The sequence below is a fragment of the Mycobacterium sp. genome (assembly GCF_044223235.1).
Lineage (GTDB): Bacteria > Actinomycetota > Actinomycetes > Mycobacteriales > Mycobacteriaceae > Mycobacterium.
The window spans coordinates 92,573-111,640 of the sequence record NZ_JBGAME010000005.1; the positions used below are offsets into that span (position 1 = coordinate 92,573).

The following is a 19,068-nucleotide window of genomic DNA, read 5'->3' on the forward strand; positions in this document are numbered from 1 at the left end:
TTGAAGCAACCAGATCGATGAAATCGTGTGTTTGGGAGGAGCGTCGGTGCAGGAATACGTAGCCATCACACGCCGGGTCGACTACCGTTTGACCCCATGGGTGTGGCGGTTTCTTCAAGTGTGGCAGGCAGCTGGATCGACGGTTCCGCGGTGGTGACCGGCGGCGGCACCCATCGGGTGGTCAACCCGGCCAACGGCGCCGTCGTCACCGAGATGGCGCTTGCCACCCCGGCCGACGTCGACGTCGCGGTGGCCGCCGCCCGCGCAGCGTTCCCGGGATGGTCGCGCTCCACCCCGGTGGAGCGTTCGACGGTACTGGCGAAGCTCGCCGCGCTGATGGCCGAGCAGGCGGATCTGTTGGTCGCCGAAGAGGTCAGTCAGACCGGTAAGCCGGTGCGGCTGGCCACCGAATTCGACGTCCCCGGCAGCATCGACAACGTCAACTTCTTCGCCGGCGCCGCCCGCCGTCTGGAGGGCAAGGCCACCGCCGAGTACTCCGGTGACCACACGTCGAGCATCCGGCGTGGCGCCGTCGGCGTCGTCGCGACCATCACCCCGTGGAATTACCCGCTGCAGATGGCGGTGTGGAAGGTGCTGCCCGCGTTGGCCGCCGGGTGCACGGTGGTCATCAAACCCGCGGAGCTCACCCCGCTGACCACGCTGACGCTGGCCCGGCTGGCCGGCGAGGCCGGGCTGCCCGACGGTGTGTTCAACGTGGTGACCGGGCTGGGCTCCGACGTGGGGACCGCGCTGGCCGGGCACCGGGACGTCGACGTGGTGACGTTCACCGGATCGACGGCGGTCGGGCGTAGGGTGATGGCCGCCGCGGCCGTACATGGCCACCGCACCCAGCTGGAGCTGGGCGGCAAGGCGCCGTTCGTGGTGTTCGACGACGCGGATCTGGACGCGGCCATTCAGGGCGCGGTCGCGGGGTCGTTGATCAACTCGGGGCAGGACTGTACTGCGGCCACCCGCGCCATCGTCGCTCGCGACCTCTACGACGATTTCGTCGCGGGCGTGGCCGAGGTGATGTCGAAGGTGGTGGTCGGCGATCCGCACGATCCGGACACCGACCTGGGTCCGCTCGTCTCGGCGCCGCACCGCGACAAGGTGGCGGGCATGGTCGCCCGCGCGGCGGGTCAGGGCGGGCGGGTCGTCACCGGCGGGGTGATCCCCGACCTGCCAGGTTCGTTCTACCGGCCCACGCTGATCGCCGACGTCAGCGAGAGCTCCGAGGTGTATCGCGACGAGATCTTCGGTCCGGTGCTCACCGCACGGTCCTTCACCGACGACGATGACGCCCTTCGCCAGGCCAACGACACGGCGTACGGGCTGGCCGCCTCGGCGTGGACCCGCGACGTGTACCGCGCTCAGCGAGCGTCACGGGAGATCGACGCGGGCTGCGTCTGGATCAACGACCACATTCCGATCATCAGCGAGATGCCACACGGAGGCGTCGGGGCGTCCGGTTTCGGCAAGGATATGAGCGATTACTCCTTCGAGGAGTACCTGACGATCAAGCACGTGATGAGCGACATCACCGGGGCTGCCGAAAAGGCCTGGCACCGAACGATCTTCACCAAACGCTGAGCCTCGCCCGTCCCCCCCAAACCCAGGCGAGGGTGCGTGTCTGTACGTGAACGCGCGGCGTGTCGCGTACAACTACGCACGCTCGCGGAGAGGAATGGCGCAAGCGCCGCCGGGATCTGAGTCAGGTCTATGTCTCGTCGGCGCGCGGCACGACCGCGACGGGCGCCGCGGTCCCTGCGAGGATGCGCGCCGCGGTGGACCCGAGGAAGAGGCGCTTGGGTGCGGCGAACCGGCTGGACCCGACGATGAGCAGGTCGGAGTCGGTCCAGCTGAGCTTCTTCAACGCCGACTCCAGCGTCATGCCTTCGGCCACCAGGGATTCGATCTCAGGTGCGTCGGGCAGGGCGCGCACCGCGACGTCGAGGTTCTTCGTCGCGGCGTCGATCTGGATCTCCCGCAGCTCACGGAGATTCTCGGCTTCAGCGAGACTCTCCGACGACACCAGCGACACCATGCGGATCGGCAGTTCGGCGGCACTCGCCAGGGTGATGGCGATAGGCAGTGGATTGTCGTCGCCCGGCCGGGTCGGCACCGCCGCGGTGACGGCCGTGATCGTCTCGGGCGGGTCGTCGGCGTATCCCCTCGGCGCAAGCGCCACCGGGATCGGTGAGCTGTGCAGCAGCGAGGCCGTCACCGGACCGATCACGTGGCCACCGAAGAAGCCGTCGCGGGCACCGCCAACGACGATCATGTCCGAGTTCTTCTCCTCGGCGAACTGCAGCAACGCCTCGGCGGCCGAATCGGCGACCACCACAATCGGCGTCACCGCGACACCCGCGCTGGTGAGTTTGGCGACGGGCTTGGAGATCCATTCCTGGGCACGGTGGACGAGCAGCTCCTGGTACTGCGCCCGTCCGGGGTGACCGTCGGGGAGTTCCTCCCGTACGACCAGCACGAGGTCGACGGCCGCGTCGAACGTCCGGGCCAGCGCCGCTGCCAGCGCCACTCCGTCGTCACCGGTGGGTGTCGCGAGGTATCCGACGGTCAGATGCATTGTGAGACCTACGCTTTCGCGATCAGTAGACGTCGGGGACCTTGACCTCGGTAGAGGCGTTGAGCGTCTCGCCGCGGAAGAACCGCTTGGTGCCGAAGGCGAAGCACGCCAGCATCAGCGGAATGCCGAGTACCAGCATGCCGACGCCAAGCACGAACACGCCACCGATGGGGCCGAACGCCGTGTAGCCGTAATCGGGGGCGATCATGTCGCTGGCGCTCTGGAAGAACGCCCACGTCATCGCCAGTCCGCCCAGTGCCGGTAGAACACCGCGGAAGAACAGGTTTCGCGCAGAGGTGAGCAGGGTGGCGCGGAAGTACCAGACGCAGGCGAATGCCGTGATGCCGTAGTAGAAGGCGACCGCCAGGCCCAGGGAGGCCACCGAGTCGGCGAGCGCGTTCTCGGACAGGAAGGTCAGCAGCAGATAGAAGAAGAGGGCCGCCACGCCCATCACGATGGTCCCGAATGCGGGGGTCATGTACCGGGGGTGCACGAAGGCGAACCGCTTGGGGATGGCCTCGTAGACCGCCATCGACAGGGTGCCGCGTGCGGTCGGCAGGATGGTGGTCTGGGTCGACGACAGCGCCGATACCGACACGGTCAGCAGCAGTAGCGAGGCGGCGATGCTGCCCGCCACCGGCTCGCCGAGCACCGTCAGCACGTCGTCGGTGTTGTTGGGGTTGTTCAGGCCGATACCGACGTAGCTGAAGCCCGCGAACGACTGCACCGCGTAGGCCACCAGCACGTAGGTGCAGACCAGGATCATCGTGGTGATCAACGCCGCGATGCCGGGTGTCTTGCCCGGGTCCTTGGTCTCCTCGCCGACGGCTAGGCAGGCGTCCCAGCCCCAGTAGATGAAGATGCACAGGATGATCGCCGCGGCGATGGAATGGGAGTCCAGCCCGCCGGGCCACAGCCACGAGAGCGACGGCTGCACCGCCTGCTCTCCGGCGGTTCCGGCGAACACCCGGACCAGCGCGATGATGCTGACGATGATCAGCACGCCAAACTGGATGGCGATCAGCACATTCTGCATCCGCTCGGACACCACGATCCCGCGTGCGCTGACCAGCGTCATGAACAGGATGAAGAACGAGCCGAGAAGCACCTTCGCCCAGATGTTCTCGGCGAGGTCGTCGAGTCCGAGGAACTTGAACAGGTAGATGGCCGCGATCTCGGCCACATTGGCCAGCACGATAATCGCGGACACCGCGAGACCCCAGCCGCCGATCCACCCGATCCACGGCCCGAATGCCTTTGTGCCCCAGGTGAATGTCGTACCGCAGTCCGGAGTGTCCTGCGCGAGTTCCTTGTAGGCGAAGGCGACGAGGAGCATCGGGATGAAAGCCAATACGAACATCGCCGGGGCCTTGTCGCCGACGGCGAGTACGACGTAGCCGAGGGTCGCCGCCAGGCTGTAGGCGGGTGCGACGGCGGCCAGGCCGATGACGACGTTGCCGACCAGCCCGATTGCGCCTGCCTGAAGGCCCTTGTCCGTTACGACGTTGACCGTTGCTGTCGTTGCGCTGTCCCGGTCCTGACCACCGCTCGGATCCGTGATTGCCATTGCAGCAATATACGGTCGCAAGTGCCCATGCGCTGGCGCTAGGGCACAAGTCATTTCGGCTCAAACCCCTGATAGGGTGCGTCCCATACACTCGGGGTCATGACCGCCAGTGCGCGCGTCGACGATTTCGAGTCTTTGCGGTCGCATCTGCTGACCGTCGCGTATCGGATCACGGGCACGTTCGCCGACGCCGAAGATGTCGTGCAGGAGGCGTGGCTGCGCTGGGATCGCGATGAGCGCTTGCGCGAAGAGCAGTCAGGCACCGATGAGCGCTTGCGCGAAGAGCAGTCAGGCACCGATGAGCGCTTGCGCGAAGAGCAGTCAGGCACCGATGAGCGCTTGGGAACGCGCGCGATCAACGACCTCAAAGCGTGGCTGACGACTGTGGTGAGCAGGCTGAGCCTGGACCGCTTGCGATCGGCCGCCCACCGGCGTGAGTCCTATTTCGGTGAATGGCTGCCCGAGCCGGTGGTGACCGAGATCGGCGGTGACGATCCGCTTTCCGCCGTGGTCGCCGGCGAGGACGCCAGGTTCGCTGCCATGGTGGTGCTGGAGCGGCTCAACCCCGCCCAGCGGGTGGCGTTCGTGTTGCACGAGGGTTTCGCGGTGCCGTTCGCCGAGATCGCCGACGTCCTGGGGGTCAGCAACGCAGCGGCGCGACAGCTTGCGTCGCGCGCCCGAAAGATCGTCGGCCGCGATGAGCCGCTTGCGCGAAGAGCAGAGGGAGCGGCCACTTCCGCGCCGCCGGACGACGGCCGCAGCAATGAGGTCATCGGCGCGCTGCTGGCTGCCCTGGCTGCCGGTGACCTCGCCACGGTCGTCGGGCTCCTGCACCCCGACGTGACGCTGGTCGGCGACGCAAACGGCAAGACACGCACCGCTATTCGCCCGGTTGCCGGCCCCGACCACGTGGCCCGCTTCCTGTTCGGGCTGAAGAAGCGGTACGGGCCCGGCTGGCTGGAGTCGAGCAGGTTCGCGTTCGTGAACGGCGAACTCGGCGCCTACTCGCCCGGCACCGAGGGCGGCGACGGGTACGAGCCGGCGCATCCGCGGGTGGTGGCGATATCCGTCCGCGACGGTAAGGTCGCCGCAGTGTGGGACATCGCCAACCCGGACAAGTTCAGCGCTTCGCCGCTCGGGAGGACTCGGTCGCCCACGGGATCCGGCAGGCCTCCCCAGAGCTGAAGCCCTGCTCGGTGATTCCGAGCGCGGCGTAGCTGCGCGCGCGCATGTTCTCCACACCGATCTGATAGGTCAGTTCGAAGACTCCGGCATCGCCGAAACGCCTGCGCAGGTCGGCGACCTGGTCGTCGGTGATGGAATGGGGATCGGTCGTCATCGCGTCGGCGTAGGCGATGGCGGCGCGTTCGTCCTCGGTGAATCGGGGCGACGTCGCGTAGTTGTCCACATCCCTGAGCCGCTCGACATCCAGGCCGTCCAGCCGCTGCAGCATGGTGCCGAAGTCCACGCACCACGAGCACCCGATGGTGCGCGCCGTCCAGAACACCGCGAGTTCGCGGACGCTCTTGGGCAGCTTCGTCGACGCTGACTGCAGTATTCCCTCGTGCACGACGTTGGCGAACATCAGCCCCCGATGGTGCGCCGCGACCGCGAAAGGTTCGGGCACCTCACCGAACCGGCGCTTCGCCAGCCGGTAGAGCAGCCTGGTGAACGGGGTCGCACGCTTCGGGGGGACGGGTTCGATACGGGGTTTCTGTGTCATATCCGTTAGACGGCCCAGCGCGCCGGTGTGTGACAGGCCGGTGTGACAGTCAGTCGGTCCTCGGGGCGTCCCCGGACAGCCGGGTCCGTCGATAGTGTCTGCGCGCCTTCATCCGGTTACCGCAGATCGCCATCGAGCACCACCGCGCCGTGTTGGGCTTGCTGCGGTCGATCAGGAACAGCCGGCACTCGGTGTTGGCGCAGGCCCGCAGCCGGCCGGGGCTGCTGACGCGCAACGCGTCCCAGGCCAGTACCGCGCGGGCCGCGCCGGTGGCTTCGCCCTCGACCGTCAGCCGCCAGTCCAGTCCGTCGTCGCCGGCCACGGGCCGCAGGGTCACGGTGGTCAGGAACGGCTGAAGCGCGGCCGGTGTCCCTTCGCCGCGGACGACCGCCTGCAGCGCCGACCGCGCGGCCACCAGCGCCGTCCGTTCCGCCTCGACCGCGGCGACGCCCCTGGCGCGCATCCAGGACGCCGACAATGCCAAGTCCGCGAGCGCATCGGTCGGGGTTCCGTCCAGCACGGGTGTGGTGTTGAGCAGATCGAGCAGGAAGGCGTCATCGGCCACCGATTCCACATCCATGACTAACCTCCAAAGAATTGTTGACAGGTTACACCGCCACTGGTTGACTGACCCCTAACCGTGAAAACTTGTCTTAGGAGTTAGTTATGACCGCGCTGCATCACCGATACGCCACCATCGACGGCAGGCAGCTGTTCTACCGGGAGGCGGGCAGTCCCGACGCCCCGGCCGTCGTCCTCCTCCACGGCTTTCCCACCAGCTCGTTCATGTTCCGCAATCTGATCCCCGACCTGGCCGATCGCTATCACGTGATCGCGCCCGACCACCTCGGCTTCGGCTACTCCGACGCTCCGCCGGCCGACGAGTTCGACTACAGCTTCGACGCGCTGGCCGATCTCACCGCCGGACTTCTCGGACAGCTCGGGATCTCCCGGTACGCGATCTACGTGCAGGATTACGGCGCACCGATCGGGTGGCGGCTGGCGCTGCGCGATCCCGCGGCCATCACCGCGATCATCACCCAGAACGGGAACGGCTACGACGCGGGCTTCGTCGAGAGTTTCTGGAGCGCCGTGTGGGACTACCACCGCGAACAGACCCCGCAGACGGAAGCCGCCGTGCGCGGTGCGCTCACCTTCGATTTCACCAAGTGGCAGTACCTCACCGGCGTAGCCGACGAGACCGTCGTCAGCCCGGACACCTGGCACCACGACCACGCGCTGCTCTCACGACCGGGCAATGACGCGATCCAGCTGAAGCTGTTCCTCGACTATCGGACGAACCCGCCGCTGTATCCGGCGCTGCACGAGTATCTGCGCACCAGCGGTGTTCCCGTGCTGGCGGTATGGGGTAACGGCGACCCGTTCTTCGGGCCCGACGGAGCCCGCGCCTTCGCCAAGGACGCGGTCGACGCCGAGATCCACCTCATCGACGGTGGGCATTTCCTGCTGGAAAGCGCAGGCGCAGAAGCGACGGCCCTGATCCGCGACTTCCTGGCGCGACGATTGTGAGGGATTTCTGTTCGCCGGGGAACTAACGCGCGAACATCAGCGCGCGCTTGACCTCCTGGATCGCCTTGGTGACCTCGATGCCACGGGGGCAGGCCTCGGTGCAGTTGAAGGTGGTGCGGCACCGCCACACCCCGTCGACCTCGTTGAGGATGTCGAGGCGCTCGGCGGCCGCCTCGTCGCGGGAATCGAAGATGAACCGGTGCGCATTGACGATCGCGGCCGGGCCAAAGTACGAGCCCTCGCTCCAGTACACCGGGCAGCTCGTGGTACAGCACGCGCACAGGATGCACTTGGTGGTGTCGTCGTAGCGGGCGCGGTCGGTCTGGCTCTGGATGCGCTCGCGCGTCGGCGGGTTGCCGCTGGTGATCAGGAACGGCTTCACGGCGCGGTAGGCATCGAAGAACGGCTCCATGTTCACCACGAGATCCTTCTCGACCGGCAGGCCGCGGATCGGCTCGATGGTGATGGTTAGTGCTTTGCTGGCGTTCTTGGGCAGCAGGTCGCGCATGAGCACCTTGCAGGCCAGCCGGTTGACGCCGTTGATGCGCATGGCGTCCGACCCGCACACACCGTGCGCGCAGGAGCGCCGGAACGTCAGCGTGCCGTCCAGGTAGCTCTTCACATAGATCAGCAGATTGAGCAGCCGATCCGACGGCAGGCAGGGCACTCGGAAGCTCTGGTAGCCGGCGCCTTCCGGGCTCTCCGGGTTGAACCGGGCGATCTTGAGCGTGACCATGACCGCGCCGTCGGGCACGGGCGGCAGGGGCGGGTCGCCGGCTTCCGGCCTACCTGTGATCTCGGCGACGGAGCTCATCGGATGTCTCTCTTCACGCAGGCGCTCATCGGTGTCAGTACTTCCGTTCCATCGGCTCGTATCGGGTTTGGACCACGGGCTTGTAGTCCAGCCGGATGTCGGAGAGCAGTCCGGAACCCTCCTTGTAGGCCATGGTGTGCCGCATGTAGTTGGTGTCGTCGCGGTTGGGATAGTCCTCGCGTGCATGCCCGCCGCGGGATTCCTTGCGGTTCAGGGCGCCGACGACGGTGACCTCGGCCAGTTCCAGCAGGAAGCCCAGCTCGATGGCCTCCAGGAGGTCGCTGTTGTAGCGCTTGCCCTTGTCCTGCACGGTGATTCGCGAGTACCGCTCCTTCAGCGCGTGGATGTCCGTCAGCGCCTGCTTGAGCGTCTCCTCGGTGCGGAACACCGCGGCGTTGTTGTCCATCGACTGCTGCAGGGCCCCGCGGATGTCGGCGACGCGCTCGTTGCCGTGCTCGGAGAGGATGTCACCGACCCAGGTGATGACCATGTCGGCCGGGTCGGGCGGCATGTCGACGTGGTCGTGGGTGGCGGCGTACTCGGCGGACGCGATTCCGGCGCGGCGGCCGAAGACGTTGATGTCCAGCAGCGAGTTGGTGCCCAGCCGGTTGGCGCCGTGTACGGATACGCATGCGCACTCACCCGCGGCGTAGAGGCCGGGGATGATGTTGTTGTTGTCGCGCAGCACCTGACCGGTGACGGTGGTGGGAATGCCGCCCATCACGTAGTGGCAGGTCGGGTAGACGGGTACCAGCTCCTTGACCGGGTCGACGCCCAGATAAGTGCGGGCGAATTCGGTGATGTCGGGGAGCTTGGCCTCCAGCACGTCCTCCCCGAGATGGCGCACGTCGATGTAGACGTAGTCCTTCATCGGGCCGGCGCCGCGACCCTCGAGCACCTCGAGCACCATCGAGCGGGCGACGATGTCACGCGGCGCCAGGTCGACGATCGTCGGCGCGTAGCGCTCCATGAACCGTTCGCCGTCGCCGTTGAGCAGCCTGCCGCCTTCGCCGCGCACGGCCTCGGAGATCAGGATGCCCAGGCCGGCCAGACCCGTCGGGTGGAACTGGTGGAACTCCATGTCCTCCAACGGAAGTCCCTTGCGGAAGATGATGCCCAGCCCGTCGCCGGTCAAGGTGTGCGCGTTGGAGGTGGTCTTGTACATCCGGCCCGAACCGCCGGTGGCGAAAACGATGGCCTTGGCGTGGAAGATGTGAATGTCGCCGGTGGCGAGTTCGTAGGCGATGACGCCGGTGGCGACGGGTCCTGCCGCCGTCTCGGTCAGCGTGATGTCCAGTGCGTAGAACTCGTTGAAGAACTGCACGTCGTGCTTGACGCAATTTTGGTACAGCGTCTGCAGGATCATGTGGCCGGTACGGTCGGCGGCGTAGCAGGCGCGGCGCACCGGGGCCTTGCCGTGGTCGCGGGTATGCCCGCCGAACCGGCGCTGGTCGATGCGCCCCTCGGGGGTGCGGTTGAACGGCATCCCCATCTTCTCCAGGTCGAGCACCGCGTCGATGGCTTCCTTGGCCATGATCTCGACGGCGTCCTGGTCGGCCAGGTAGTCACCGCCCTTGACGGTGTCGAAGGTGTGCCACTCCCAGTTGTCCTCTTCGACGTTGGCCAGCGCGGCGCACATGCCGCCCTGCGCTGCGCCGGTGTGGGAGCGGGTCGGATAGAGCTTGGTCAGCACGGCGGTGCGCACGCGCGGTCCCGCCTCGACGGCGGCGCGCATACCGGCGCCGCCGGCGCCGACGATCACGACGTCATAGCGATGTTCCTGAATCATTGCGAGTTCTTCCGTCCCCTCACGAGATGTTCGCGTCGAACGTGACGAGCACGTAGCTGCCCAGCACCAACGTGAAGCCGGTCGCCAACAGCAGCACCGAGTTCAGCCAGAACTTCGTGGTGTTCTTACGGGCGTAATCGCCGATGATGGTGCGCATTCCGTTGGCTCCGTGCACCATGGCCAGCCAGAGCAACGCCATGTCCCAGATCTGCCAGAACGGCGAAGCCCAGCGCTGCGCGACGTAGTTGAAGTCGATGCGATACACACCGTCCTGCCAGATGAGCATGATGAACAGGTGGCCGAGCGCCAGGAAGACCAGCGCGACGCCGGAGAACCGCATGAACAGCCAGGCGTACTTCTCGAAGTAGGGGATGCCCCTGGGCTTCCGGGGTGCGCGGGGATGGTCCAGCGCGGCGGGCCGGTCGTATTCCTTCTCCATCACCGGCGCGATGCGCCCCTCGCGATGGTGGGGGGTCCACGCTGTTCCCGCCCCCCCGCCGCCTGCTGCTCCCGTACCCGGCGCGGTCACAGGAAGCGCTCCGTCATGTGGATGCCGATCATCACGAGGACGGGCACCATCACCAGCAACCAGATGGCTCCGACAGCGACCAGCAACTTCTTCTGATGTCGTGGGCCTTCGGACCAGAAGTCGATCAGGATCACCCGAATGCCGTTGAGCGCGTGGAACAGGACAGCAGCCACCAGGCCGACCTCCAGCAGTCCGACGATCGGGGTCTTGTAGGTCTCGATGACCTCGTTGTAGGCCTGCGGGCTGACCCGGACCAGCGCGGTGTCGAGAACGTGCACAAACAGAAAGAAGAAGATCGTCGCGCCGGTGATGCGGTGCAACACCCACGACCACATGCCTGGGTCGCCGCGGTACAGGGTGCGTCGGCGGGACGGGGTCTGTGTAGTCATAGGGCCTCCAACGCCATCGGTGGACGTTCCGGGGGCTCCGAACCGATGACCGGCGGACTGTGTACCGGCCAAGGTCGTTGCCCCAAACAACCTCGGGGCGACTCTAAACCCATTTCTACTGCTAAACGAATTACGGTGTAGCCGTCTGCGGCGATTTTCACCTGCAACTTAGGGTTACCTATCTGGCGAGACGGCTCGGAGAGCGAGGTTTTCGGAATGCATTCAGAATCGTCGTGGCGGTATTGACATGAATCCTGTTGTTGACTGGAAATCGCTGCGACATAAGGCAATTCAGACGTCCTTCAATGCTTACGCGCCATATTCGGGATTCCCGGTCGGGGCCGCGGCCCTCGTCGACGACGGCCGAATGATCGTCGGATGCAATGTGGAGAATGTCTCATATGGCTTAGGTCTCTGCGCCGAGTGCGCCGTGGTCTGCGCCCTGCATTCCGGTGGTGGCGGCCGACTCGTCGCGCTGTCGTGCGTCGACGGAACGGGCGAGTTGCTGATGCCATGCGGCCGCTGCCGCCAGGTGCTTCTCGAACACGGCGGCCCGGCGATGCTGATCGACCACCGCGCAGGTCCAAGGCCGCTGGCCGAGCTGCTGCCCGACGCGTTCGGACCCGACGACCTGGCCCGCGCCGCAACCCGTCCCGAGGAAACGCCGTGACCCCGAAGCCGCCGAATTTCGACGCGCCCGCCCCGATGTCGCACCCTTACGACGCGCCCGGCTCGATGTCGCGCCTTTACGACGCTCCGACGATCATTCGGACCAAGCGCGACGGCGGCGCTCTCTCCGACGCCGCCATCGACTGGGTGATCGACGCCTACACCCACGGCAGGGTCGCCGAGGCGCAGATGTCGGCGCTGCTGATGGCGATCTTCCTGCGCGGGATGACGGCTGGGGAGATCGCGCGCTGGACCGCGGCGATGATTCAGTCGGGCGAGCGCATGGACTTCCGTGACCTTCGGCGCCGTGACGCGCCCGGTACGCCACTGAATCTGGTGGACAAGCACTCCACGGGCGGGGTGGGCGACAAGATCACCATCCCGCTGGTGCCTGTGGTGATGGCGTGCGGAGGCGCGGTTCCGCAAGCGGCTGGGCGGGGGCTCGGGCACACCGGCGGCACGCTCGACAAGCTGGAATCCATAGCGGGATTCACCGCGGAGCTGCCCAAAGCGCAGATACGCCAACAGCTCTGCGATATCGGCGCGGCGGTGTTCGCGGCGGGTGAGCTGGCGCCTGCCGACCGTAAGCTTTACGCGCTGCGCGATGTGACCGCCACCGTCGAGTCGCTGCCGCTGATCGCCAGCTCGATCATGAGCAAGAAGATCGCCGAGGGAACACGAACGCTGGTGCTCGACGCCAAGGTCGGGTCGGGCGCATTTCTCAAGTCCGAGCAGCAGGCCCGTGAATTGGCCCGCACCATGGTCGAACTCGGCACCGCGCACGGCGTCGACACCCGGGCACTGCTCACGGACATGTCCACACCGCTGGGGCGGACCGCGGGCAATTCGATCGAGGTTGCCGAGTCGCTGGATGTGCTCGCGGGCGGCGGCCCGGAGGATGTCGTCGAGCTGACCCTGGCGCTGGCCCGGGAAATGCTCGGCGCCGCGGGCATTGACGGCATCGACCCGGCGGACACATTGCGGGACGGCTCGGCGATGGACCGCTTCCGGGCGCTGGTCGCCGCGCAGGGCGGCGACCTGTCGATGTTGTCGGCCGATGCGTTACCGATCGGTGCGCACACCGAGACCATCACCGCGCCGCGCGATGGCACGATGGGCGACATCGACGCGATGGCGGTGGGACTGACGGTGTGGCGGCTCGGCGCGGGTCGCTCCCTTCCGGGTGAGCGGGTGCAGGCCGGAGCGGGCCTGCGTATCCATCGCAAGCCCGGCGAACCCGTCACCGCCGGCGAGGTGTTGTTCACCCTCTACACCGAAACCCCCGACCGGTTCGGCGCGGCCATGACCGAAATGGACGGGGCCTGGAGCGTCGGCGACATCAGCCCGTCGAGACCACCCCTCATCATCGATCGGATCACTGCATGACGGCGCTGACGCTGGACTCGATCAAGCACGCTCCCAAGGCGCTGCTGCACGACCACCTCGACGGCGGTCTGCGGCCCGCCACGGTGCTCGAGCTCGCCGACCAGTACGGCTACCGGGACCTGCCCGAATCAGAGGTCGACGCGCTGGCGGTGTGGTTTCGTACCGCGGCGCACAGCGGCTCGCTGGTGCGTTACCTGGAGCCGTTCGCCCATACCGTCGGGGTGATGCAGACGCCCGAGGCGCTGCACCGGGTGGCCCTGGAATGCGTCCAGGATCTGGCCGACGACCACGTCGTGTACGCCGAGATCCGGTTCGCGCCCGAACTGCACATCGACTACGGCATGTCGCTCGATGCCGTGACCGAAGCGGTGCTGGCCGGCTTCGCCGACGGTGAGAAGGCGGCGGGCGCAGACGGTCGCACCATCGTGGTCCGCTGCCTGGTGACCGCGATGCGCCACGCCGCGCGCTCTCGGGAGATCGCCGAGCTGGCGATCCGCTTCCGCGACAAGGGCGTGGTGGGGTTCGACATCGCCGGGGCGGAGGCGGGCTTTCCGCCCACCCGGCATCTCGACGCGTTCGAACATGTGCGGAACAACAACGGGCGGTTCACCATCCACGCGGGGGAGGCCTTCGGGCTGCCGTCCATCCACGAGGCCATCGCGTTCTGCGGTGCCGACCGGCTTGGCCACGGGGTGCGCATCGTCGACGACATCGCCGAGCAGCCCGACGGCTCCTACCGCCTGGGCCGGGTGGCAGGGATCGTGCGCGACAAGAGGATCCCGCTGGAGATGTGTCCCACCTCCAATGTGCAGACCGGAGCGGTGCACAGCATCGCCGAGCACCCGTTCGACCTGCTGGCGCGGCTGCGCTTCCGGGTCACCGTCAACACCGACAACCGGCTGATGAGCGACACCACGATGAGTCAGGAGATGCTGCGGCTCGTCGAGGCGTTCGACTACGGGTGGAGTGACCTGGAGCGGTTCACCATCAACGCGATGAAGTCGGCGTTCATCCCCTTCGACGAACGGCTGGCACTCATCGACGATGTGATCAAACCCCGCTTCGCCGTCCTGATCGGCTGACTCCCTGCGACCCTTTCCCCGCGGGCAGACGCAAACTGTCCAAGAATCCGGTGTTTCAGGGGATCTTTGCGTCTGTTCGCGGGGTGATGAGATCGCCGGTGAGGTGCTACTCCGGGCGCAGCCGGGATTCCACGAACGCCTCTAGCTTTTCCCACTGCGCGACCGCCTCTGCGTACGGCGCGGCGGGCACGTCCTGCTCGTCGGGTTCGAGGACATACGCGACGAATCCGCCCAGCGGTTCGCCGATGTCCAGCGCCTCGTCGACGGTGGTGTCCTCGGCGTAGTCGCTGACATCCCTGAGCAGTTCGACGGCCAGCTCCAGCTGATCGCGGTCGACGGCGTCGGGCCCGTCGGCGATGTCGTCGGCGAGCCCGCTGAGCACGTAGACGTTCTCCTCACCGACCTCGACCTCCAGCGATCCGTCCGTGGCGGCCGTGCGGATGTCGTCGTAGGTAGCCAGATCGGACAGGTCGTGGTCGTGCTCGTCGGCCAGGTAGCGCGCCAGTGCCCGCTCGGAGCCGAATACGCTGATCCGGCCGTTGCGGCCCAGGAAGACCGGCACGTCGTCGAGGTAGCAGCGCAACGTGTACAACGTCCCCGAGCTGGTCATCAGCCGCACCGGGTCGATACCGACCTTGTGCCAGAAGTCGTCGTCGCCGCCGAGCACGACGCCGGCGGCGTGGTTGGCGAGTTCGTCGGATTCTTCGGCGCCGGACTCCTCCTCGTCTGTGTCCGTGTCCGTGTCTGTGTCTGTGGCGTTGTCTGTGTCAGTGTCGGTGTCGGTCGGTTCGACCTCCTCGACTTCCGGTTCGGGTGCCGGCTCGGCCAACTCGGCAGTGGCCTGCTCCTGCGCAGCCTCGTCGACGTCGGGTGTGCTGACGATGTCGTCGATCGCGTCGACGACGTTGTCCCAGCCACGGCCGATCACCGCTTCGATCTCGGCCCAGCGCTTGCGTCCCGCGCGGCCGGCAAAGGCGTCGATTCCGCCGCCGATAGATCCCAATATGGGGTTGCCGTTGAAGAACTTGGTCACGGCGGGCAGCTCGCACACCGATCCGATCGACGAGACGATCGCCAGGGTGCGGTGCAGCGACGCGACGGAGTCCTCGGTCGGCTTGTCCGCCACGACGTCGGGGACGCTGACGATGTCGTACTGCCGGTCCTCCGGCGGGTCGAGCCGGTGCGCCGACGCTTCGGTCAGCGTCGTCCACGCCGGATGGTCGGTCAGGTCGTTGTCGTTGTCGGTTCGGACGAACGCCACCAGGTCGGCCACCGATTCGAAGGCGTACAGGTCCTCGTCCTTGCCGAGGAACGCCTCCCACTCGTCGCCCGCATCGCGCCAGCGGGGCGCCCACAGGGTGTACAGGTCGCCATTGGTCAGCCCGAGCCGGACCGGCACGATGTCAGCAGCCATGCGGCACAGCCTAACCAGCCAGGTTGGCGGTCAAGTCGGCGATCACCTCCTGGCGGCGGCGTTGCGCATCGCGCCAGGCCGCGGCGACCGTCGTGACGATCAACGCGCCCACCTCGTCGGCCGGTAGCCGGATCACCGAGTCAGCCAGCCACAGCTGGTCCAGCGCACCGCGGCCGTCGACGACGGCTTCGGCGTGGCCACGGGGGCACCGCGCCCGCCCGCGCACACCGGCGAGTGCGACGGCGGCTCGGTCCAGCGCCGCGGCATGCCCGCGCGCTCGCCGCATCGTCTCGTCGTACCGGTGCGTGTCGAGGCCCAGCGGGTCGTCCCTCACGGCGCCGCTCGCCCGCACAGGCGTATCACCTCGGCGGCCAGCAGATCCGCGCCGTCACGCAGCAGTGGCGGTGCGACCTGCACGCGCAGCGGCAATCCGGTGTCCGACAGCCACACCCGCAGCGTCCCTGACGCGTCGGATACCTCACGGCTATCAGGCGGTGGGGCGGAAGAAGCCATGGAACCCCTGTCCCGCGTTGGTGGTGCGGATCGCCGAGAGCTGCACCGGGTCGCCCGCCTCGATCATCATTCCGTCGCCGACGACCATCGCGACGTGGCCGTCCCACACCGCGAGATCCCCAGCCCGCAGCGCGCCGGGGCTGACCGCTGCGCCGACGTCCTGTTCCTGGGCGAGGCGCGGAATGCTCAGTCCCGCTTCGCGGTACGCCCACTGTGTCAGCCCGCTGCAGTCCAAACCGACGCCGGGAGCGGTGCCGCCCCAGTGGTAGGGCACGCCGAGTTGGGTCAGTGCATGCCGGACGGCGCTGGCGGCGACGGCATTCGGCGCGGTGACCGTGGTGCCGTCGGGTAGCCGCACGGTGAGGTCACCGCCCGGGTCGGCCGACGTCACCGCGCCGTCGGGTGGCCGTGCAGTGAGTGCGGTGACGTCGCCGGCGCCCGGCGTGGATGACGGTGACCACCCCAATCCGCCCGATCCCGGTGAGGCGCCGAGACCGAGCGGAAAGCCGCCCGACCCCGGGCCCGACAGACTGGCAGGGGAGGGCGGGCCCGACAGACTGGCAGGGGAGGGCAGGCCCGACAGACTGGCAGGGGAGGGCAGGCCCGAGAAACCCGCGGGCACGGTGGCTGTGGGTGCGCTGGCCGGCGCCGCCCCGACCGCAGCCGTATGCCCGTCCAGCTCGGCCCTGAGCTCCTCGACCACGGCGATGGCGTCGGTCAGCGCTTCGCGCGCCTCGGCCAGCAGCCGTTCGGCGACGCCAGGGGTGTCCAACTGCTGCTCAAGGCTCGCGGCGCGCTCGTGGAAGGCGTCGACGATCTCGCGCAGCCGGGCGCTGGCGGCGGTGATGGCAGCGCCGACGGCGTTGGACTCCGCGGCGAGTCGACCAGCGCGGGCCGCCAGCGCCTCGGTAGCCGCCGTCGTGGCCGCGCTGGTCGCCGCGGCGCCGTCCGCGCCGGCGCCCGCCCAGTGTTCGGCGGCGTCCGCCCACGCCTGGGCTCCCGCGCCCGCCAGCCGGCGAAGGGTATCCCGCACCTCAGCCAGCACCGTCCCCGGCTCGGCGCCGACCTCAGCGGACCAGCCGGGGCCGACCATCTGCTGCACCTCACGCAGCGGCGCCATCAGCGCCGCGACGAGCGGACCCGGCACCGCTAGACCCCCGGCACCTGGAGGCGCACGCTGGACCGGCGCTCGGCGGCCTCGTACTGCAGCGCCGCCGCGCCCGCGGTGGCGCCCGCCGCGGTGACGTGCCCACCCAGTGCGGTGACGTCGCGCCCGGCGTCCTCGACGGCCGCAGCAAGTGCCGCGAGGAAGCCCGCGGCGACGGCTCCGAACGTCGTGGTCGCGGCGGGTGCAGGCACGCTCGCCAGCCTCGCCGCGGCGGCGGACAGGCCCGCTGCCAGCTCGAAGTGCGCGGAGGCGAAGCCACGGATGGACGCGGTGTGGGCGAGCATGCGGATACGACGCCCGCCACGGCGCGGCGGTTCCGTTAAGGTTCGGCCATGGATGTGCGCGTCGTCGACCACCCGCTGGCCGCGGCGCGGCTGACCACACTGCGCGACGAGCGCACCGACAACGCCGCGTTTCGGGCCGCGCTGCGGGATCTCACGCTGATGCTGGTCTATGAGGCCACCCGCGACGCCGCCATTGAGGCCGTCCCGATCCGGACCCCGCTCGCCGAGACCGACGGCTGCCGGCTGGCCAACCCACCGCTGCTCGTACCGGTGCTGCGCGCCGGCCTGGGCATGGTGGACCAGGCCCACGCGCTGATCCCCGAGGCTCGGGTCGGCTTCGTCGGTGTGGCACGCGACGAGGAAACCCACCGGCCGACACCGTATTTGGAGTCGCTGCCCGACGACCTGAGCACGCAGCCGGTGTTCGTGCTCGACCCGATGCTCGCAACCGGCGGCTCGATGGTGCACACCGTCGGGTTGCTGGCCGCGCGCAACGCCGTCGACATCACCGCCATCTGTGTCGTCGTCGCACCAGAAGGCATCGCCGCACTCGAGCGTGCGGCGCCGGCGGTGCGGCTGTACACGGCCACGATCGATGCAGGCCTCAACGACATCGCCTACATCGTCCCCGGCCTCGGCGATGCGGGTGATCGCCAGTTCGGTCCGCGCTGACGGCCCGCTGCCGTATATCGAGATCATTGACTGGCGTCGTCGTAGGATCCGACTTCATGCGCGAAATCTGCATCACCGACCAGATGTCCCCCGTGGTAGCGAAGTTCGTGCCCGACGCCGGAGTGGTCGGAGTCTCGCTTCAGGACGAGGGTGTCGAACTATTCGGCCAGGTGCAGGGGCTGGAGCGGTACATCAGCGACGGCGTGCTGATGGGGCTTCCCCTGATGTATCCGTGGGCCAACCGGCTCCGCGGCTGGACATATACGGCCGACGGTCAGACGGTCACCCTGAGCTCCGAGGACGCCGGCGTGCGTACGGACTGCAACGGCTTGCCGATCCACGGCCTGACCACCGCGTACCCGGGTTGGGACGTGAAATCGGTGTGGAAGGGCGGATTCACGGCCGAGCTGAGCTACGGCGGCGATCCCCAGCTGATGCACGGCTTCCCGTTCGCGCACCGGCTGACGCTGGCCGTATCCCTGCTCAACCGCACACTGCGGATCCGCGCCGCGGTGATCGCAGGCCCCGCGCCGGTACCGCTGTGTTTCGGCTTTCACCCCTACCTGCAGATCCCGGAGGCGCCCCGCGCGGAGTGGACCGTCGAGTTACCCGCGATGCGCCACCTCGAACTCGATGACCGCCATCTGCCCACCGGCGCCTCATCACCGCAGCCGGCCGAGTCGATCATGTTGGGGGACAAGGTTTTCGACGACGGATACGATCAGGTCGCCGAAGGGGCGGTGTTCGCCGTGTCCGGCGGGGGCCGCCGGATCGAGGTTCAGTTCGAGAAGGGCTTTCCCGCCGCGCAGATCTACGCCCCCGCCGATGACGACGTCATCTGCTTCGAGCCGATGACGGCACCGACGGACAGCCTCAGCCGCGGCGACTACCCGCGGGCGCTGCCCGGAAAGACAGCTGTCGCGGGGTTCGCCATCAGGGTGTAGCGGCCCGCCCG

The 19,068-nt window shown here is 67.9% G+C and carries 20 protein-coding genes and 1 pseudogene; 8 read left to right on the forward strand and 13 right to left on the reverse strand.

What is annotated here, in order from left to right; genetic code table 11:
- The first annotated feature begins 96 nt into the window (after positions 1-96).
- Positions 97-1,590: an aminobutyraldehyde dehydrogenase gene (locus tag ADBZ6K_RS09955; RefSeq protein ID WP_526346035.1), complete on the forward strand. Its 1,494-nt coding sequence runs from the start codon at positions 97-99 to the stop codon at positions 1,588-1,590.
- A gap of 127 nt (positions 1,591-1,717) precedes the next feature.
- Here ADBZ6K_RS09955 and ADBZ6K_RS09960 read toward each other — a convergent pair whose 3' ends face one another.
- Both ADBZ6K_RS09960 and ADBZ6K_RS09965 read right to left on the reverse strand, forming a co-directional pair.
- Positions 1,718-2,584, reverse strand: coding sequence for a universal stress protein (locus ADBZ6K_RS09960; RefSeq protein ID WP_526346037.1), 867 nt, complete (start codon positions 2,582-2,584; stop codon positions 1,718-1,720).
- A 22-nt stretch (positions 2,585-2,606) separates the two neighbouring features.
- Positions 2,607-4,151 carry an amino acid permease gene (locus ADBZ6K_RS09965; protein WP_526346039.1) on the reverse strand — a complete coding sequence of 515 codons (1,545 nt, stop codon included), beginning with the start codon at positions 4,149-4,151 and terminating at the stop codon, positions 2,607-2,609.
- 99 nt (positions 4,152-4,250) lie between these two features.
- On the opposite strand from ADBZ6K_RS09965, the gene sigJ reads away from it, so the two are divergent.
- Complete coding sequence (sigJ, locus tag ADBZ6K_RS09970; RefSeq protein WP_526346041.1) at positions 4,251-5,336, forward strand: RNA polymerase sigma factor SigJ; 1,086 nt, start codon at positions 4,251-4,253, stop codon at positions 5,334-5,336.
- Here the strand turns inward: sigJ and ADBZ6K_RS09975 are convergent.
- Positions 5,272-5,907 (reverse strand): annotated as a pseudogene (locus ADBZ6K_RS09975) (carboxymuconolactone decarboxylase family protein); the annotation flags it as partial. The gene sigJ and the pseudogene ADBZ6K_RS09975 sit on opposite strands and share 65 nt — an antisense overlap.
- Before the next feature lie 16 nt (positions 5,908-5,923).
- Positions 5,924-6,454: a CGNR zinc finger domain-containing protein gene (locus tag ADBZ6K_RS09980; protein ID WP_526346043.1), complete on the reverse strand. Its 531-nt coding sequence runs from the start codon at positions 6,452-6,454 to the stop codon at positions 5,924-5,926.
- A gap of 86 nt (positions 6,455-6,540) precedes the next feature.
- Between ADBZ6K_RS09980 and ADBZ6K_RS09985 the strand changes: the two genes are divergently transcribed.
- Entirely contained in the window at positions 6,541-7,404 is an 864-nt protein-coding gene (locus tag ADBZ6K_RS09985; RefSeq protein ID WP_526346045.1) for an alpha/beta fold hydrolase, read from the forward strand.
- A 22-nt stretch (positions 7,405-7,426) separates the two neighbouring features.
- Here ADBZ6K_RS09985 and ADBZ6K_RS09990 read toward each other — a convergent pair whose 3' ends face one another.
- Genes ADBZ6K_RS09990 through sdhC form a run of 4 tightly spaced genes read right to left on the reverse strand, consistent with a single transcriptional unit; the run spans position 7,427 to position 10,925 of the window.
- Positions 7,427-8,218, reverse strand: a complete 792-nt coding sequence (locus tag ADBZ6K_RS09990; RefSeq protein ID WP_526346047.1) for a succinate dehydrogenase/fumarate reductase iron-sulfur subunit — start codon at positions 8,216-8,218, stop codon at positions 7,427-7,429.
- 34 nt (positions 8,219-8,252) lie between these two features.
- A complete protein-coding gene (sdhA, locus tag ADBZ6K_RS09995) occupies positions 8,253-10,007 on the reverse strand; it encodes a succinate dehydrogenase flavoprotein subunit (RefSeq protein WP_526346049.1) in 1,755 nt (584 codons plus the stop codon).
- Positions 10,008-10,026: 19 nt separating this feature from the next.
- Positions 10,027-10,536 (reverse strand): succinate dehydrogenase hydrophobic membrane anchor subunit, encoded by a 510-nt coding sequence (locus ADBZ6K_RS10000; protein WP_526346051.1) that lies wholly within the window; start codon positions 10,534-10,536, stop codon positions 10,027-10,029.
- Positions 10,533-10,925 carry a succinate dehydrogenase, cytochrome b556 subunit gene (gene sdhC / locus ADBZ6K_RS10005; RefSeq protein WP_526346053.1) on the reverse strand — a complete coding sequence of 131 codons (393 nt, stop codon included), beginning with the start codon at positions 10,923-10,925 and terminating at the stop codon, positions 10,533-10,535. Before sdhC ends, ADBZ6K_RS10000 begins: the two co-directional genes overlap by 4 nt.
- Positions 10,926-11,172: 247 nt before the next feature.
- Between sdhC and ADBZ6K_RS10010 the strand changes: the two genes are divergently transcribed.
- The 3 genes from ADBZ6K_RS10010 to ADBZ6K_RS10020 all read left to right on the forward strand — a co-directional run bounded on the left by ADBZ6K_RS10010 (position 11,173) and on the right by ADBZ6K_RS10020 (position 14,062).
- The gene (locus ADBZ6K_RS10010) at positions 11,173-11,595 is read left to right on the forward strand and encodes a cytidine deaminase (protein ID WP_526346055.1); all 423 of its coding nucleotides are present in this window, start codon (positions 11,173-11,175) and stop codon (positions 11,593-11,595) included.
- Positions 11,596-11,660: 65 nt separating this feature from the next.
- A complete protein-coding gene (locus ADBZ6K_RS10015) occupies positions 11,661-12,980 on the forward strand; it encodes a thymidine phosphorylase (RefSeq protein WP_526346331.1) in 1,320 nt (439 codons plus the stop codon).
- Positions 12,977-14,062: an adenosine deaminase gene (locus ADBZ6K_RS10020; RefSeq protein ID WP_526346057.1), complete on the forward strand. Its 1,086-nt coding sequence runs from the start codon at positions 12,977-12,979 to the stop codon at positions 14,060-14,062. Before ADBZ6K_RS10015 ends, ADBZ6K_RS10020 begins: the two co-directional genes overlap by 4 nt.
- Before the next feature lie 106 nt (positions 14,063-14,168).
- On the opposite strand, the gene satS is transcribed toward ADBZ6K_RS10020, so the two are convergent.
- The 5 genes from satS to ADBZ6K_RS10045 are packed head-to-tail and all read right to left on the reverse strand — an operon-like array spanning position 14,169 to position 17,441.
- Positions 14,169-15,476, reverse strand: a complete 1,308-nt coding sequence (gene satS / locus ADBZ6K_RS10025; RefSeq protein WP_526346059.1) for a protein export chaperone SatS — start codon at positions 15,474-15,476, stop codon at positions 14,169-14,171.
- 10 nt (positions 15,477-15,486) lie between these two features.
- The gene (locus tag ADBZ6K_RS10030) at positions 15,487-15,810 is read right to left on the reverse strand and encodes a YbaB/EbfC family nucleoid-associated protein (RefSeq protein WP_526346061.1); all 324 of its coding nucleotides are present in this window, start codon (positions 15,808-15,810) and stop codon (positions 15,487-15,489) included.
- The gene (locus ADBZ6K_RS10035) at positions 15,807-15,989 is read right to left on the reverse strand and encodes a hypothetical protein (protein ID WP_526346365.1); all 183 of its coding nucleotides are present in this window, start codon (positions 15,987-15,989) and stop codon (positions 15,807-15,809) included. The genes ADBZ6K_RS10030 and ADBZ6K_RS10035 overlap by 4 nt, the downstream gene beginning before the upstream one ends.
- Positions 15,964-17,136 carry a C40 family peptidase gene (locus ADBZ6K_RS10040; protein ID WP_526346063.1) on the reverse strand — a complete coding sequence of 391 codons (1,173 nt, stop codon included), beginning with the start codon at positions 17,134-17,136 and terminating at the stop codon, positions 15,964-15,966. Before ADBZ6K_RS10040 ends, ADBZ6K_RS10035 begins: the two co-directional genes overlap by 26 nt.
- Positions 17,137-17,138: 2 nt before the next feature.
- Positions 17,139-17,441 carry a hypothetical protein gene (locus ADBZ6K_RS10045; protein WP_526346065.1) on the reverse strand — a complete coding sequence of 101 codons (303 nt, stop codon included), beginning with the start codon at positions 17,439-17,441 and terminating at the stop codon, positions 17,139-17,141.
- A 48-nt stretch (positions 17,442-17,489) separates the two neighbouring features.
- Between ADBZ6K_RS10045 and upp the strand changes: the two genes are divergently transcribed.
- Together upp and ADBZ6K_RS10055 are read left to right on the forward strand one after the other, a co-directional pair.
- Positions 17,490-18,113, forward strand: a complete 624-nt coding sequence (upp, locus tag ADBZ6K_RS10050; RefSeq protein WP_526346067.1) for a uracil phosphoribosyltransferase — start codon at positions 17,490-17,492, stop codon at positions 18,111-18,113.
- A 56-nt stretch (positions 18,114-18,169) separates the two neighbouring features.
- A complete protein-coding gene (locus ADBZ6K_RS10055) occupies positions 18,170-19,057 on the forward strand; it encodes an aldose 1-epimerase (protein WP_526346069.1) in 888 nt (295 codons plus the stop codon).
- The last annotated feature ends 11 nt before the right edge of the window (positions 19,058-19,068 follow it).